The following is a 12,878-nucleotide window of genomic DNA, read 5'->3' as shown; positions in this document are numbered from 1 at the left end:
GATTACCACAGCGAGTTGTCTCCCCAGCCGCGTGAGACCCGTCCTTCCCCGGCTCAGCGGCCCGTGACGCCCTGCCGATGGCGGGACGCCCGCCGGCCGTCGACGCCGTGTGGGTGGGAGCGTGCGTAGCGCGCGTGGGATGGGATTAGTCGGTGCGGGTGTGTTCCATTTGCCAGTTGGTGGTCCAGGTTTGGCCGTGGTCGGTGGAGAAGGCTTGTTCCCAGGCGGCTTTGTCGGTGCCGGGGATCCAGAGGAAGCGGACGTCGATGGGTTGGCCGTCCCACACGTCGGGGCCTTCGAAGGTGCCGGTGCCGTTCTCGAAAGAGCCGATGACCGGGGACTCGAGGCGGCCGCGTTGGCTGTTGATCCAGTGGATGGACCACGCCTTCGCGGAAGGGTCGTAGAGGCGGAACGTCGCCCCGCGGAAACCTTCGCTCGGGAACCAGCCCTCGTCGAAGCTGATCGCGCCGTCGAAGTATGTCGTCGCTTCCATCGTCGCGTCGTGCTCGTACCACTCGAACGGTTCGCCGAGGACCGGCCGCCGGCGGCGGTTGTGGAACGACCACCGGCCGACCAGGAAGTCGAAGTCGTCGGTGAGCTTCGGTACGTCGAGCGCGGGCGGGGGAGTGTGCCGCCGGGTGAAGTCCATGGTCCAGTTGGTCTCCCACGTCTCGCCGCCGTCATCGGAGTACGCCTGCTCCCAGTGCGCGGTCTCAGAGGTGATGTCGGACCACTCGTAGCTGCACAGGATGGGCCGTCCCTCGTGGGTGTCCTCGCCGACCATCCGGCAGCGTGAACCGTCGGCAGACCAGCTGCCGTGCACCGGCGGGTACAACTGCATCGTGGTGCTGCTGACCCACCAGATGCTCCATTGCTCGCTCACCGGGTCGAACAGCCGCAGCGACAGCCCGTACGACCCCTTCGTCGGGAACCGCATCTCGTCGATGCTGATCTGCCCGTCGAAGTACGTGCGCGCGGTCGTCGTTCCGTCGTACTCGAGCCATTCGTCGCACCCCACGAAGGCCTGTTTCAGGGTTCGGTGGTGGACGTCGAAGTACCCGTTGAGGAAGTCGAAGTCGCCGGTCACCTTGGTCCAAGTCGTCATACGACCAAGCGTGCGAGCAAAACCTGACAACCTATGGCAGCGATAAGGACTAACCTCGAAGTATGCGTTCGAGCCGGCTCCTGTCGATCCTGCTGTTGCTGCAGACGCGCCGGCAGCTGACCGCGCGCGAGCTCGCCGACGAGCTCGAGGTGTCGCTGCGGACGATCTACCGCGATGTCGAGGCGCTCGCCGCGGCCGGAGTCCCGGTGTACGCCGACCAAGGCCGAGCAGGCGGGTACCGCTTGGTCGAGGGCTACCGCACCCGCCTCACCGGCCTCACCGAACAGGAGGCCGCCGCGCTGTTCCTCGTCGGCATGCCGGGCGCGGCCGCCGCGCTCGGTCTGACCGCCGAGACGAGTGCCGCCGAACTCAAACTGCTAGCAGCGCTAGCGCCCGATCAGCGGGACCGCGCCGGCCGGCTCAAGAACCGCTTCCACCTCGACCTGCCCGCCTGGTACCAGGACGCCGAAGCCTCACCACAGCTGTCCGCAGTCGCCGACGCCGTACTCCACGACCGCCGCATCAAGGTCCGGTACCGCCGCTGGGAGGAACCGCGCGAGGTCGAGCGGATCCTCGAACCGTACGGACTCGTGCTGAAGAACGGCAGCTGGTACGTCGTGGCGTCCACCCCCGGCGGACTGCGCACGTACCGCGTCTCCAACATCCTCGACCTGACGCCGACCGAGGAGACGTTCGAGCGGGACGACAGATTCGAGCTGCAACGGTTCTGGCAGGAGCACCTGGAGGGTTTCGACCAGGTCCGCTTCACCGGTGAGGCCGTCGTCCGCGTGTCCGCACGATTGGCCGCCAAAATGTACGACGTCTCGTACCCAGCCCTCGTCAAAGCCGTCGCCGCCACCGAACCCGAGGCCGACGGAAGCGTCGTGGTGACGATCCCGATCGAGTCGATCCCGAACGCGGCCGCCTCCCTCTGCCGATTCGGGAACGCGCTCGAGGTACTGGAGCCCACGGAGTTGCGGGCCGAGCTGGCGAACCTCGGCCGAACGCTGTCCGACCTCTATTCCTGAGCTGAGCGCCCCAGCACACGCTCGCAGGCCTCGGCGCTCCGCCGGAGGAACGTGGCGATCAGGTCGAGCTCGGTGTCGGTGTAGTCGGTGAGTACGTCGTCCATCGCGCCCATCATCGGCTGGTACAGGCGGAACACCTCCATGCCGCGGTCCGGCAGCACCCGGATCGTGACGCTCCGGCGGTCCGCCCCGGTGCGGTCGCGGGCGATCCAGCCGGCGCGTTCGAGCCGGTCGAGGATGCCGGTCAGCGTCGCCGGGTGCAGTCCGGCCTGACGGGCCAGGGCGCTCGGCGTCAGGGGGCCGCTGCGGGCCAGTACGTCGAGGCAGTCGAGGTCGACGTCCTTCAGTGCCAGCCTGCCGCCGACCTGGTGGTTGAGCAGGGCGAGCTGGATCCGCAGGTCGCGGAGCGCGGCCTTTATCTCGTTCCCGGTCCGCCGGCGGTGGCGCATGTCACCTCCTTCTATCTGGCTCATATCTTATGAGTTCCATACTATATGAAGGACAGAGAAGATTCGAAGGAGGCGGTCGGGATGAGGATCACGGTGTTCGGGGCGACGGGCGGGATCGGCGGTCACGTCGTACGGCAGGCGCTCGACGCGGGGCACAAGGTGACGGCGGTGGTGCGTACGTCGTCGACGTACGAGCTGGAGCACCCGGCGCTGGAGGTGATTCGGGTGCCCGGGCTGACCGAGGCGGAGCCGCTGCGGGACGCCGTCGACGGAAGTGAAGCGGTGATCTCCGGTGTCGGCGCCCGCGGGCGGAAGGACGGGCCGGTCGCGTCGGAGAGCACGCGGTCCATGCTGGCGGCGATGGAAGCCACTGGGGTACGGCGCTTTGTCGCGGTGAGCGCAGCACCGCTCGGACCGGTGCCGGCGGACGAGAGCTTCCTCAACCGCCGGGTGATTTATCCGATGATCAACGCGTTCGCCGCCGACGTGTACGCCGATCTGCGGGTGATGGAGGCGGACATCATGAGGAGTACGACGGAGTGGACGATCGTGCGGCCGCCGAAACTCACGAACAAGGCGCTGACCGGGACCTACCGGACGGAGGTCGGCGGCACGGTGACCCGCGGGTACGCGATCTCGCGGGCGGACGTCGCGCACCTGATGCTAGCGGCGCTGGACATGCCGGCGACGGTCTGTCAGCCGGTTGGGCTGGCGTACTGATGGCGCGCGTTGTTCGTGGACTGAGCCTGCTCTTCAGTGGGGTCTTTGCCGGGTTCCTGGTGTGCGTGCTGGTCCTGGAGAACTCGTTGCGGGGGTTCGGGGCGTCGGTTTATACGCAGGTCCGGCTGGTCGAACTGGATTCGCTGGACCGGCTCGCCTCGGTGACGCTGATACCGGCGATCGTCACCACGGTGGTGCTGACGATCTGGGCCCGGGGCAACGATCGGCGTGTGGTGCTGGTCGCGGTCGCGCTGCTCGTCGTTGTCTTCGCTACGACGCTGGCGATCAACCTGCCGATCAACTCGGACCAGTCCGCGTGGTCGGTGCATAACCCGCCCGCCGACTGGGCCGCCGTACGCGACCGCTGGCAGCTCGCACATCTGATCCGCACCACCGCCGCACTACTAGCCTTCGGCACCCTGACCGCATCCGCCCTCACCCACCGAGCCCCCACGAAGCACCGCACCCCACCCACGCCCGTCCTCGCGTAGCTCCACCGATCATCTTTGGGCACCCACCAACCAAATCTCGGCCGCGAATTTGGTTGGTGGGTGCTCAAAGAACCCTTGGGTTCGCGATGAGGTGGTGGGGTACGGCGTGGGCGGTGTGGGTCTGGTGGCCGGTGGTGGTTCGGGCCGTGGTGAGGGAGTTCAGGAGGGCTTCCTCTACTGATTCGGTGACTGCTTGGAATGGTGTGCGGAGGTCGCGGTCGGGGAAGTTCGGCGTACGGGCGGTGGTGAAGGCGATCGCGTAGTCGCCGCTGCCGGGGGCGTAGTCGGAGCCGACTCGGCCCATCGCGAAGATCGCCCGGCGCGCGAGTCGCCCGAGTTGCCGGGAGTCGAGCGGGAGGTCGGTCGCGACCACGATCATGCAGGAGTTACCGTCCGCATCGATCGCCTGGGCGGGAACCGGGCGGCCGAGCACGGTCAGCAGACCGGAGAAGTTCGCCTGCACGAGTACACCAACTGTGTGTTCGCCGAACTCTGCAGAGCGGGTGGGGTCCGCCGGAATCGTGCGGGACGCAGTACCGATTCCCGCCTTGAAACCGAGTGCGCAGGTGCCGGTGCCGGCTCCAGCGCAGCCTTCGGTGGGGAGGTCGGCCGAGGCGGTGTCCAGCGCGGCGTAGACGTGCTCGGGCGTGATCGGGCGGCGGCGGATGTCGGAGAGGTAGCCGTCGTTGGTCTCGCCGACGATCGGGTTCAGGCTGGTCGCTCGTGGGTTGCGATCAAGGAGCCAGGTGACCAGCGCGTCCGCGACGCGGAACGTGCTGAGTGTCCCGGTGAGCAGGATCGGGGTTTCGATGACGCCGAGTTCGTCCACCTGCGTCGAGCCGACCAGCTTCCCGTACCCGTTGCCGACAGCAACTGAGGCCGGCAGAGTCTCCGCCCAGCCGTCCGGGACGATCGCCGTCACCCCGGTGTTCAGCCCGTTGCCGGTGATCGTCGTCTGTCCGACCCGCACCCCCGGTACGTCGGTGATCGCGTTGAGCGGCCCGGTGGGCAGCGTGCCGACGACAACACCCAGCTCACGAACTCTCCGAGGACTCTGCATCCAGCTATCGTCGGCCACATGCTGCAGCACCTGGCCGGCCGGGTCTGGATCTACCCGCACGACCCCGATCCCGACGCGATCCGCCCGTCCGTCGCCGTGATCGCCGACGAACGCGGCAGCGTCCTCGTCGACGCCGGCAACAGCCCCGAGCACGCAAGAGCCGTCGGTACGGCGATTGCCGCCGCCGGCCTGCCCGCGCCGACGTGGCTCGTCTACACCCACCACCACTGGGACCACACCTGGGGCGCCTGCGCCTGGCCCGACGTCACCGTCATCGCCCACTCCACAGCTGTCGACCTTCTCGAAGCCGAGGCCGGCCGCCCCTGGAGCCACCGCTACCTCCGCGACCAGGTCGAAGCCAACCCCAAGCTCGCCCCCAGCTTCCGAGCCCGCGCCCTGGCCGTCCCCGACTGGACCGATTTCCGGATCGTCCTCCCGGACCAGACCTTCGAGGACACGCTCACCCTCCCGACCGACGTCGTACTGCGGCACGTCGGCGGCAACCACGCCCCGGACTCCGTCATCGTCGTCGCCGACGGCGTCGCCCTCCTGGGAGACGCCTTCTACCCACCGCCGTACCACCTCCGCACACCCGACGACACCGTCGACCATGCGATGGTCAAGCGCCTGCTCGCCGAGCGCCACAACTGGTACGTCGACGCCCACTCGCCCCCGCGGCAACTCTCCGAGGCGCTCGCACAGTCCGGCTAGCGGACCTGGGGACGGGGCGCGCGGACGGGACCCGTAGGCTGGGCGGGCGATGAAGAGTTTCGAGGAGCTGTTTGCCGAGCTGGGTGAGAAGGCGGCGACACGGCCGGAAGGTTCCGGGACCGTGGCGGCGCTGGACGCCGGCGTGCACTCGATCGGCAAGAAGCTGGTCGAGGAGGCCGCCGAGTTCTGGATGGCTGCCGAGTACGAGAGCAAGGACCGGGCCGCGGAGGAGCTGTCACAGCTGCTGTACCACGCCCAGGTGATGATGCACGCGCTCGGCCTGGACCTCGAGGACGTGTACCGACATCTGTAGGAGCCCCTCCCACAGATCACCGGTTCACACCTCCCAGAAAGGGCAGTCGCCATGCTGCGCGTCGCAGTACCGAACAAGGGCTCGCTGAGCGAAGCCGCCACCGAGATGCTCGTCGAAGCCGGCTACAAGCAGCGCCGGACCACCAAGGACCTCACCCTCACCGACGCCGCCAACGAGGTCGAGTTCTACTACCTCCGCCCGCGTGACATCGCCGTGTACGTCGGCGAGGGCACGCTCGACGTCGGCATCTCCGGCCGCGACCTGGTGCTGGACTCGCACGCGGACGCGGACGTCGTCATGGGCCTCGGATTCGGCTCGTCCACGTTCCGGTTCGCCGGGCGGCCCGGGGTCGCTGACTCCGTGAAGGACCTGGCCGGGAAGCGGATCGCCACGTCGTACGCCGGCGTACTGCAGGACCACCTGGCCGAGAACGGCGTCGACGCGGCGGTCGTCCGCCTCGACGGTGCCGTGGAGTCGGCCGTCCAGCTGGGCGTCGCGGACGTGATCGCGGACGTCGTCGAGACCGGTACGACGCTGCGCCAGGCGGGGCTTGAGGTCTTCGGGGAGCCGATCCTGCAGTCCGAGGCCGTGCTGATCAAGCGGAACGGCGTCGAGAACCCGGCGAACGGACTGCAGCAGCTGGTTCGCCGGCTCGAGGGCGTCCTGATCGCGCGGAACTACGTGATGATGGACTACGACATCCGCGCCGAGGACGTCGACGCGGCCACCGCGGTCGCGCCCGGCCTGGAGTCACCGACCGTCTCGCCGCTGCACCGGCAGGGCTGGGTCGCCGTCCGGGTCATGGTGAAGCGGGCCGAGGCGCAGCGCCTGATGGATCAGCTCTGGGAGGTCGGCGCCCGCGCGATCCTCACCACCGACATCCACGCCTGCCGGATCTGAAACCCGCTGTCATGCCCGGATCCGCGCCGAGAGACAGGCTGTTCGTGTTCCACCCGCGGATCGTGGCGGCGATGGCGGCTGGGATGGGGTTGTCGTTGATCGCCGTGTTCGGGGTGATCTGGTTCCGGTTGTCGCCGGACGATCGGGCGTCGTTCGACTGGTTCCAGCGGTTCACCCTGCTGGCGTTCTTCGGGGCGGTGCTGTGGATCTTGTACCGGATGTCGACGCTGCGGGTGACGGCGTACGCGGATCGGCTGCGGATCCGGAACGTGTTCAAGTCGTACACGCTGACGTGGTCGGAGGTCACCGCGCTGCGGTTCCGTCCGGGCGACGCGTGGTTGCAGCTGTTCGATGCCGATGACAACCGGATCGGCATTCTCGCGGTCCAGGCCGCCGAGGGTGCGCGGGCGAGCCGCGCCGCCAAGCAGTTGGCAGCGGTCGCCCGCGAACACGGCGCCGGTCCGTCTAGACGGACACCTGAAAGCTAGTCGTGTGTGAGTCGCCGGCCTGGAGTACGACGAGGTCCTGACCGGTGCGGAACGCGTCCGGCGGGCAGGTCATCGGCTCGACCGCGAGCGCCGTACGCCCGACCGCCTCGCCGGTGAACAGCTGCATCCACGGCGTGTCACTCGTCAGCACCGAGCGGGCACCGCTGTCCGGATCGGTGAGGGACACCGACCACGTGCCGCCGCCCAGTCCGGTGAACGCGTTGTCGATCGAGGTCGAGCCGATCAGCCGGGGCTCACGGAAGTCGTACGGCGTTCCTTCGACCGCTGTGAGGCCCGTCGGGGCCATCCGGTCCGCGGATACCTCGAGCCGCTGCGCTGCGGAGAACTCGAGGAGGCAGTCGTCGATCTGGCGACCGACGCTGAGGTAGGGGTGTGCTCCATAGCCGTACGGCGCTGACGTCCGGCCGACGTTGGTGGCCGTGGCGGTCACGGTCAGGCGGTCGGTGAGGTGATAGGTCAGGCGGAGCTCGAGCTGGTGCGGGTACCCGGGTTGGCCGAACAACTGGTGCCCGGCGACCACCGTCGACGGATCGGATCCGTCATCGATGCGTTGCCAGTTCGCCCAGCGGGTCAGGCCGTGGATCGCGTTCTGGCGGGCCGGTTCGGTCAGGTACAGCTGCTGATCGACGCCCTCGAACGTGTACTGCCCGTCCGTGATCCGGTTCGGCCACGGGAACAGGTGCTGGCCGAGTCCGGCATGCGCCGCCTCGTCCTCGCCGTACGCGAGCAGGACCGGGCGCCCGCCGTACGTGAGCTCCCGCAGCCCGCCGCCGACACTCACCACCGTCCCCTCGTACCCGCCGCCACGGAGGACCCATTGCTCACCTGAAGGCAGAACACTCATGTCCCTATCCTCGCCGATCCGACGCCAACGACAGGAGGTAGTCCGCGATGGAGGACCCTTCCTCGCCTGGCTCCTTCGGTGGTAGCTGGCTGGAGCGGACTACGTCCTGTCCTTAGCGCTGTCCATCTGGGGCGACCCCGTTCGTGGTGATGCTGTAGACACGCTGACAGGAGGTACGACGTGAAGTACTTGTTGCTGATCAATGCCGGCGAGCTGGACCTGCAGGACACGCCGGTGGGGTGTGAGCCGGAGGACTGGATGCGGTTCGACAAGGAGATCACCGACTCAGGCGTTGTGGTCGCGTCCGAGTCGCTGGCCGATCTGGTCACCGCGACCCGCGTCCAGGTCGCGAACGACGGCAAGCGGACCGTGACCGACGGGCCGTTCGCGGAGACCAGGGAGGTGCTCGGCGGGTTCTACGTGATCGACGTACCGGACCTGGACGTCGCGCTCGACTGGGCCGCGCGGTGCCCGGGATCGCGCGGCGGCGGCTCGGTCGTGGTGCGACCGGTCGCGGAGTTCCCGGGAGCGTGACGATGGACCAGGTCGAAGCGGTCTTCCGGGAGGAGCGCGGCCGCTTGCTCGCAGCGCTGGCCCGGCGGTTCGGGGACCTCGACCTGGCCGAGGAGGTCACGTCGGAGGCGATCGAGGCGGCGCTCACGCGCTGGCCCGTCGACGGCGTACCGCCGAACCCGGGCGGCTGGTTGATGACCACCGCCCGGCGCAAGGCGGTCGACCGGCTGCGCAGGGACCAGGTGTACGCCGCCAAACTCGCGATCCTCCAGGTCGAGGCGGACCGCCCCACGCCGCAGGCGACCGGGGACGAACTGCCCGACGAGCGGCTGCAGCTGTTCTTCACCTGCACCCACCCGGCGCTCGCCGCCGAGGACCGCGGCGCGCTGACGCTGCGGTGCCTCGCCGGGCTGACCACGCCGGAGGTCGCGCGGGCGTTCCTGGTCCCGACCGCGACGATGGCCAAGCGGATCGTCCGCGCGAAGAAGAAGATCCGGGAGGCGCGGATCCCGTTCCGCGTCCCCGGCCCGGACGAGCTGCCGGAGCGACTGCCCGGCGTGCTGCAGGTCATCTACTCGGTCTTCACCGAGGGGTACGCCGCCAGCTCCGGACCGTACCTGCAGCGCCTGGACCTGGCCGAGGAAGCGATCCGCCTGGCCCGGATCCTGCACCGGCTGCTCCCGGACGCCCGCGAGGCGACCGGTCTGCTCGCGCTGATGCTGCTGATCCACGCCCGCCGCGACGCCCGCAGCGGTCCGGACGGCGAGATCGTCCTGCTCGAGGACCAGGACCGGAGCCGCTGGGAGCAGGAGATGATCGCCGAGGGCCGCGACCTGGTCGTCGCCGCACTCACCGGCCGCCCCGCCGGACCGTACGCCGTCCAGGCCGCGATCAACGCTGTCCACGACGAGGCGACCGACTTCGCAGGCACGGACTGGCCGCAGATCGTCCAGCTGTACGACGTACTCCTCGAGCTCGACCCGTCACCCGTGATCGCGCTCAACCGCGCCGCCGCGATCGCGCTGCGCGATGGCCCCGAGGCAGGACTCTGCCTCCTGGACGAGCTGGCCGCGGAACCCGTCCTCCGGGACTACCACCCGTTCGCGCTCGCCCGCGCCGACCTCCTGCAGCGCCTCGACCGCGTCCCGGAGGCGATCGCCGCCTACGAACACGCGCTCACCCTCGCCGGTTCCGAACCCGAACGCGAACACGTCCGCCGCCGGCTCGCCGTACTCAGATCTCCTAGCCGAACGGACCGCTGATCGGTCAGGATGCTGTGGTATGGAGACCGTTTACGAAGCTGCGGGTGGGGCGGACGGCATGCTGCGGCTGGCGGCGGCGTGGCACGAGCGGGTGATGGCGGACGAGATCGTCAGCCACGCGTTCCACGGCGGGGCGAAGCCGGATCACACCGAGCGGCTGGCGGCGTACTGGGGTGAAGCTCTCGGTGGGCCGCCGGCCTACACCACGACGTACGGCGACGAGGCGTCGGTGCAGCGCCGGCACGCCGGGAACGGCGAGCACGACGAGATGAACCACCGCGCGATCGCCTGCTTCGACGAGGCGGTGATCGCGGCCGGCATCGACGACGAGCGGACCCGGTCCGTGCTGCACGACTACTTCGCCTGGACGACCTTCAACACGATGTATCGGCACCGGCTCGACGACATCGACACCGGTCAGCCCGTCCCGCGGTGGTCCTGGGACGGACTGGAAGCGTGACCGACCGCCTCTCCAGGCTCGCCCGCAGCTGGGACGAGGCGGCCGGCGGCTACGAGGCGTACTTCGTCCCACGCTTCGCCCCCTGGGTCCAGGCCGCGGTCGACGCCGTGCGCGAGCTGCCCGACGGTCCGGTCGTCGTGCCGTGCTGCGGCACCTTCCCCGAGCTGGACCTGCTCGCCCCGCGCTTCCCGGACCGGCGGATCATCGGGGTCGACCTGTCGGCCGAGATGGTCCGGCTGGCCCGTCGGCGGGCGGGTGAGCGGCCAATGGTCGAGGTCGTTCAAGGCGACGCCTCCAGGCTCGACCCGGCCTGGTCGCCGGCGGCGGTGGTCTCGGTGTTCGGGCTGCAGCAGCTCCCCGATCCGGTGACGGCGATCCGGTCCTGGTACGACGTACTCCGGACGGACGGCCGCCTGCGCGTGCTCTATTGGCCGGAGGTGATCGAGGAGACGGGTCCGTTCGAGTTGCTCGACAAGGTGATCGGCGCCGAGCGCGACCGCTCCTGGGAGGACGCGTTGCTCCCGGCGCTGGACGGCGCGGTGATCGAGCGGGACGAGCTGATCTCGTATCCGATGACGCATCCCGACGCGGCGACGTACTTCGACGCGGCCAACCACGCCGGGCCGCTGCGGGCGCTCGCGTTGGCGCGCGGCGACGACTACGTTGCGGACCTGCGGGAGCGGTACGTCGCGGCGGCGCCGGCGGGAGAGTGGACACACCGTCCGCGGGCGCGGCTGATCGCGGTCAGGAAGCCGCGGAGTCGTGCGGGGGCAGCGCGACCGACTTCGTGACGAGCTCGAGCGCGGGGTCGAACGGTACGGACGGGTTGCCGTCGATGATGACGTGGGCGCGGGAGCGGGTGGCCTGCTCGGCGAAGTGATCGCGCTCCCAGCGCATCCACTCCAGCCAGTGGTCGCGGAGGGCCTCGCCGTCGCGTTCGATGCCGCGGTCCAGGCGGACCTCGTTGGACGTCTCGACCCAGAGTCGCAGCGCCTGCCAGTGCGCCGCGTCCCGGTCGCAGGCGGTGACACCGTCGACGATCAGCAGGTCCACGGTGTTCGGTACGACGTGCAGCTCGGCGTACGCGCCCTGGTACCAGTCGTACCGGCGGTACCGTCCTTCGCGGCCGTCGGCCAGCCGTTGCAGGACGTGGTCGCGGAGCAGCGCGAAGCCGCGCTCGGCTCCGGCCCAGCCGTCGTACAGGTCGTCCATGTGGATGACGTAGGTGTTCAGGTCACGGGCCTTGGCCCGGGCCTCGAGGGCGGCGGCGACGGTCGTCTTGCCGGATCCGGCGGGGCCGTCGATACCGATCAGCCTGGTCCGGCCGAGGCGCGGCACATCGGCCTGGACGTTGTCCAGCAGCGAGTCGATGGTCAGGGGGTGCGGGCCTTGGTCAAGGGCCTTGTCAGTTGATTCCATGGCGCTTCAGGATGTCCTCGATCTCGTCGAACTCCGACGATTCCGGCTGCTTGGCCTTTCCCTTTGACGGTTTAGCAGCCTTGGCGGTGGTGGCTGATGCCGGCGTGGGTCCGGTAGCAGTCAGCTCTCCCGCGGGCGAGGCGGGCTTCTTCTGTGCCTTCTGGTTCCCACTGCGGCCGCGGGCCACACCGGAGACGACGTACAGCACGACTGACACGCCGAACAGCGCGACTCCGGCCCACACGGTCGGCGAGAAGATCAGGTGGGTGACCCAGCTCACGGAGGAGCGGACCACGTCCCAGACCAGTTCCAGCAGGCCGGTCAGGTACAGCGAGACCGGTAGCAGGGACCACGCCACACCGCGCGTGCCGGCCGCCAGGCCGCGGCGCCGCCAGGCGAACCACGAGCCGATCAGACCGAGCAGCGTGAGGCCTACGCAGAACGGCAGCAGCGTCAAATCGTTGAAGTCAGGCACATACCCAGGCTCGCACAGTTGGCGCGTGATCCAAGAGGGGAACAGCCCTGACGCACCCCTGAAACAGTGGTCCGGGGAGAATGAGCGCCGTGCAACCACCAGAGCGGCGTTTGGCCTTCACCGGTTTCGACAACGACGACGGGTCGGCGGACCCGGCGCTGGCTCGGGCGCTCACCGACGGCGACGGGGGAGCGGTGCTGGCGGCGCTCACCAAGGCGCGGCTGCTGGTGCCGGTGGTCGCGATGCTGGGCGAGGTCGAGTACGACGAGAACGGGTTGGCGCACGACAAGACGTCCGACATGGCCGTCGCGCTGCTCCAGGGACAGGACGGGCGGAACGCACTGCTCGCGTTCACGGGCACTGAGGCCCTGACCCGTTGGAGTCCAGAGGCGCGCCCGATGCCGGCCCAGACGCAGTTGGTCGCCACTGCGGCGATCCAGGAAGGCGCGGCCGCGATCGTGCTGGACATCGCCGGCCCGGCTGCGGGCGTGATCGAGACCGACGACGTACGGCGTTTGGCCGCCGGCCTCCAGGTGGTGCGCCTGGAAGACGGCGGCTACGCGTGGATCGAACCGGCCGGATCAGACCCCTCCAACAGCTGAGCCGGCCGTCTTTCCGG

18 protein-coding genes are annotated in these 12,878 nt (G+C 69.3%); 12 read left to right on the top strand and 6 right to left on the bottom strand.

Annotated features, from left to right (window positions below; translation table 11 throughout):
- Nucleotides 1-145: 145 nt before the first annotated feature.
- A complete protein-coding gene (locus tag EV137_RS41135) occupies nucleotides 146-1,105 on the bottom strand; it encodes a hypothetical protein (protein ID WP_202871131.1) in 960 nt (319 codons plus the stop codon).
- 62 nt (nucleotides 1,106-1,167) lie between these two features.
- Between EV137_RS41135 and EV137_RS24300 the strand changes: the two genes are divergently transcribed.
- Nucleotides 1,168-2,133 (top strand): helix-turn-helix transcriptional regulator, encoded by a 966-nt coding sequence (locus tag EV137_RS24300; protein ID WP_134130946.1) that lies wholly within the window; start codon nucleotides 1,168-1,170, stop codon nucleotides 2,131-2,133.
- On the opposite strand, the gene EV137_RS24295 is transcribed toward EV137_RS24300, so the two are convergent.
- Complete coding sequence (locus tag EV137_RS24295) at nucleotides 2,124-2,582, bottom strand: MarR family transcriptional regulator (protein WP_238175530.1); 459 nt, start codon at nucleotides 2,580-2,582, stop codon at nucleotides 2,124-2,126. The two genes, EV137_RS24300 and EV137_RS24295, sit on opposite strands and share 10 nt — an antisense overlap.
- Nucleotides 2,583-2,663: 81 nt before the next feature.
- Between EV137_RS24295 and EV137_RS24290 the strand changes: the two genes are divergently transcribed.
- A complete protein-coding gene (locus EV137_RS24290; protein ID WP_134130944.1) occupies nucleotides 2,664-3,302 on the top strand; it encodes an NAD(P)-dependent oxidoreductase in 639 nt (212 codons plus the stop codon).
- Complete coding sequence (locus tag EV137_RS24285) at nucleotides 3,302-3,793, top strand: anthrone oxygenase family protein (protein WP_134130943.1); 492 nt, start codon at nucleotides 3,302-3,304, stop codon at nucleotides 3,791-3,793. Before EV137_RS24290 ends, EV137_RS24285 begins: the two co-directional genes overlap by 1 nt.
- A 64-nt stretch (nucleotides 3,794-3,857) precedes the next feature.
- Here the strand turns inward: EV137_RS24285 and EV137_RS24280 are convergent, their stop codons facing one another.
- Entirely contained in the window at nucleotides 3,858-4,853 is a 996-nt protein-coding gene (locus EV137_RS24280; RefSeq protein WP_134130942.1) for a P1 family peptidase, read from the bottom strand.
- Nucleotides 4,854-4,871: 18 nt separating this feature from the next.
- Here EV137_RS24280 and EV137_RS24275 point away from each other — a divergent pair, with 18 nt between their 5' ends.
- Genes EV137_RS24275 through EV137_RS24260 form a run of 4 tightly spaced genes read left to right on the top strand, consistent with a single transcriptional unit; the run spans nucleotide 4,872 to nucleotide 7,265 of the window.
- The gene (locus EV137_RS24275) at nucleotides 4,872-5,564 is read left to right on the top strand and encodes an MBL fold metallo-hydrolase (protein ID WP_134130941.1); all 693 of its coding nucleotides are present in this window, start codon (nucleotides 4,872-4,874) and stop codon (nucleotides 5,562-5,564) included.
- A 49-nt stretch (nucleotides 5,565-5,613) separates the two neighbouring features.
- Nucleotides 5,614-5,877, top strand: a complete 264-nt coding sequence (locus EV137_RS24270; protein WP_134130940.1) for a phosphoribosyl-ATP diphosphatase — start codon at nucleotides 5,614-5,616, stop codon at nucleotides 5,875-5,877.
- 51 nt (nucleotides 5,878-5,928) lie between these two features.
- Nucleotides 5,929-6,777 carry an ATP phosphoribosyltransferase gene (gene hisG, locus EV137_RS24265; protein ID WP_134007441.1) on the top strand — a complete coding sequence of 283 codons (849 nt, stop codon included), beginning with the start codon at nucleotides 5,929-5,931 and terminating at the stop codon, nucleotides 6,775-6,777.
- An 11-nt stretch (nucleotides 6,778-6,788) separates the two neighbouring features.
- Nucleotides 6,789-7,265, top strand: a complete 477-nt coding sequence (locus EV137_RS24260) for a PH domain-containing protein (RefSeq protein WP_134007443.1) — start codon at nucleotides 6,789-6,791, stop codon at nucleotides 7,263-7,265.
- On the opposite strand, the gene EV137_RS24255 is transcribed toward EV137_RS24260, so the two are convergent.
- A complete protein-coding gene (locus EV137_RS24255) occupies nucleotides 7,243-8,130 on the bottom strand; it encodes an aldose 1-epimerase family protein (RefSeq protein WP_134130939.1) in 888 nt (295 codons plus the stop codon). The two genes, EV137_RS24260 and EV137_RS24255, sit on opposite strands and share 23 nt — an antisense overlap.
- A gap of 180 nt (nucleotides 8,131-8,310) precedes the next feature.
- On the opposite strand from EV137_RS24255, the gene EV137_RS24250 reads away from it, so the two are divergent.
- The 4 genes from EV137_RS24250 to EV137_RS24235 are packed head-to-tail and all read left to right on the top strand — an operon-like array spanning nucleotide 8,311 to nucleotide 11,156.
- Nucleotides 8,311-8,664, top strand: a complete 354-nt coding sequence (locus tag EV137_RS24250) for a YciI family protein (RefSeq protein WP_134130938.1) — start codon at nucleotides 8,311-8,313, stop codon at nucleotides 8,662-8,664.
- Between the two features lie 2 nt (nucleotides 8,665-8,666).
- On the top strand, nucleotides 8,667-9,905 hold the full coding sequence (locus EV137_RS24245) for an RNA polymerase sigma factor (RefSeq protein WP_134130937.1): 1,239 nt from the start codon (nucleotides 8,667-8,669) through the stop codon (nucleotides 9,903-9,905).
- Nucleotides 9,906-9,924: 19 nt separating this feature from the next.
- Complete coding sequence (locus EV137_RS24240; protein WP_134130936.1) at nucleotides 9,925-10,365, top strand: globin domain-containing protein; 441 nt, start codon at nucleotides 9,925-9,927, stop codon at nucleotides 10,363-10,365.
- Nucleotides 10,362-11,156, top strand: a complete 795-nt coding sequence (locus EV137_RS24235; protein WP_134130935.1) for a class I SAM-dependent methyltransferase — start codon at nucleotides 10,362-10,364, stop codon at nucleotides 11,154-11,156. The genes EV137_RS24240 and EV137_RS24235 overlap by 4 nt, the downstream gene beginning before the upstream one ends.
- On the opposite strand, the gene EV137_RS24230 is transcribed toward EV137_RS24235, so the two are convergent.
- Both EV137_RS24230 and EV137_RS24225 read right to left on the bottom strand, forming a co-directional pair.
- Nucleotides 11,110-11,784, bottom strand: coding sequence for a uridine kinase family protein (locus tag EV137_RS24230; RefSeq protein ID WP_134130934.1), 675 nt, complete (start codon nucleotides 11,782-11,784; stop codon nucleotides 11,110-11,112). The two genes, EV137_RS24235 and EV137_RS24230, sit on opposite strands and share 47 nt — an antisense overlap.
- Complete coding sequence (locus EV137_RS24225; protein ID WP_134130933.1) at nucleotides 11,771-12,259, bottom strand: hypothetical protein; 489 nt, start codon at nucleotides 12,257-12,259, stop codon at nucleotides 11,771-11,773. Before EV137_RS24225 ends, EV137_RS24230 begins: the two co-directional genes overlap by 14 nt.
- 89 nt (nucleotides 12,260-12,348) lie before the next feature.
- Here EV137_RS24225 and EV137_RS24220 point away from each other — a divergent pair, with 89 nt between their 5' ends.
- Nucleotides 12,349-12,861, top strand: coding sequence for an SseB family protein (locus EV137_RS24220; RefSeq protein WP_238175529.1), 513 nt, complete (start codon nucleotides 12,349-12,351; stop codon nucleotides 12,859-12,861).
- Nucleotides 12,862-12,878 lie beyond the last annotated feature (17 nt).

Origin of the sequence: Kribbella pratensis (genome assembly GCF_004366075.1) — a bacterium.
GTDB lineage: Bacteria > Actinomycetota > Actinomycetes > Propionibacteriales > Kribbellaceae > Kribbella > Kribbella pratensis.
The sequence above is the reverse complement of the archived record's forward strand: the minus strand, read 5'-3'. Positions and strand labels throughout refer to the sequence as shown.

Bases quoted from the DNA above. Each gene is read 5' to 3' on its own strand.
- EV137_RS24245 (WP_134130937.1), top strand. From the start codon at position 8,667: ATGGACCAGGTCGAAGCGGTCTTCCGGGAGGAGCGCGGCCGCTTGCTC.
- EV137_RS41135 (WP_202871131.1), bottom strand. From the start codon at position 1,105: ATGACGACTTGGACCAAGGTGACCGGCGACTTCGACTTCCTCAACGGG.
- EV137_RS24275 (WP_134130941.1), top strand. From the start codon at position 4,872: ATGCTGCAGCACCTGGCCGGCCGGGTCTGGATCTACCCGCACGACCCC.
- EV137_RS24230 (WP_134130934.1), bottom strand. From the start codon at position 11,784: ATGGAATCAACTGACAAGGCCCTTGACCAAGGCCCGCACCCCCTGACC.
- EV137_RS24240 (WP_134130936.1), top strand. From the start codon at position 9,925: ATGGAGACCGTTTACGAAGCTGCGGGTGGGGCGGACGGCATGCTGCGG.
- EV137_RS24300 (WP_134130946.1), top strand. From the start codon at position 1,168: ATGCGTTCGAGCCGGCTCCTGTCGATCCTGCTGTTGCTGCAGACGCGC.
- EV137_RS24260 (WP_134007443.1), top strand. From the start codon at position 6,789: ATGCCCGGATCCGCGCCGAGAGACAGGCTGTTCGTGTTCCACCCGCGG.
- hisG (WP_134007441.1), top strand. From the start codon at position 5,929: ATGCTGCGCGTCGCAGTACCGAACAAGGGCTCGCTGAGCGAAGCCGCC.
- EV137_RS24290 (WP_134130944.1), top strand. From the start codon at position 2,664: ATGAGGATCACGGTGTTCGGGGCGACGGGCGGGATCGGCGGTCACGTC.
- EV137_RS24285 (WP_134130943.1), top strand. From the start codon at position 3,302: ATGGCGCGCGTTGTTCGTGGACTGAGCCTGCTCTTCAGTGGGGTCTTT.
- EV137_RS24280 (WP_134130942.1), bottom strand. From the start codon at position 4,853: ATGCAGAGTCCTCGGAGAGTTCGTGAGCTGGGTGTTGTCGTCGGCACG.
- EV137_RS24270 (WP_134130940.1), top strand. From the start codon at position 5,614: ATGAAGAGTTTCGAGGAGCTGTTTGCCGAGCTGGGTGAGAAGGCGGCG.
- EV137_RS24295 (WP_238175530.1), bottom strand. From the start codon at position 2,582: ATGCGCCACCGCCGGCGGACCGGGAACGAGATAAAGGCCGCGCTCCGC.
- EV137_RS24255 (WP_134130939.1), bottom strand. From the start codon at position 8,130: ATGAGTGTTCTGCCTTCAGGTGAGCAATGGGTCCTCCGTGGCGGCGGG.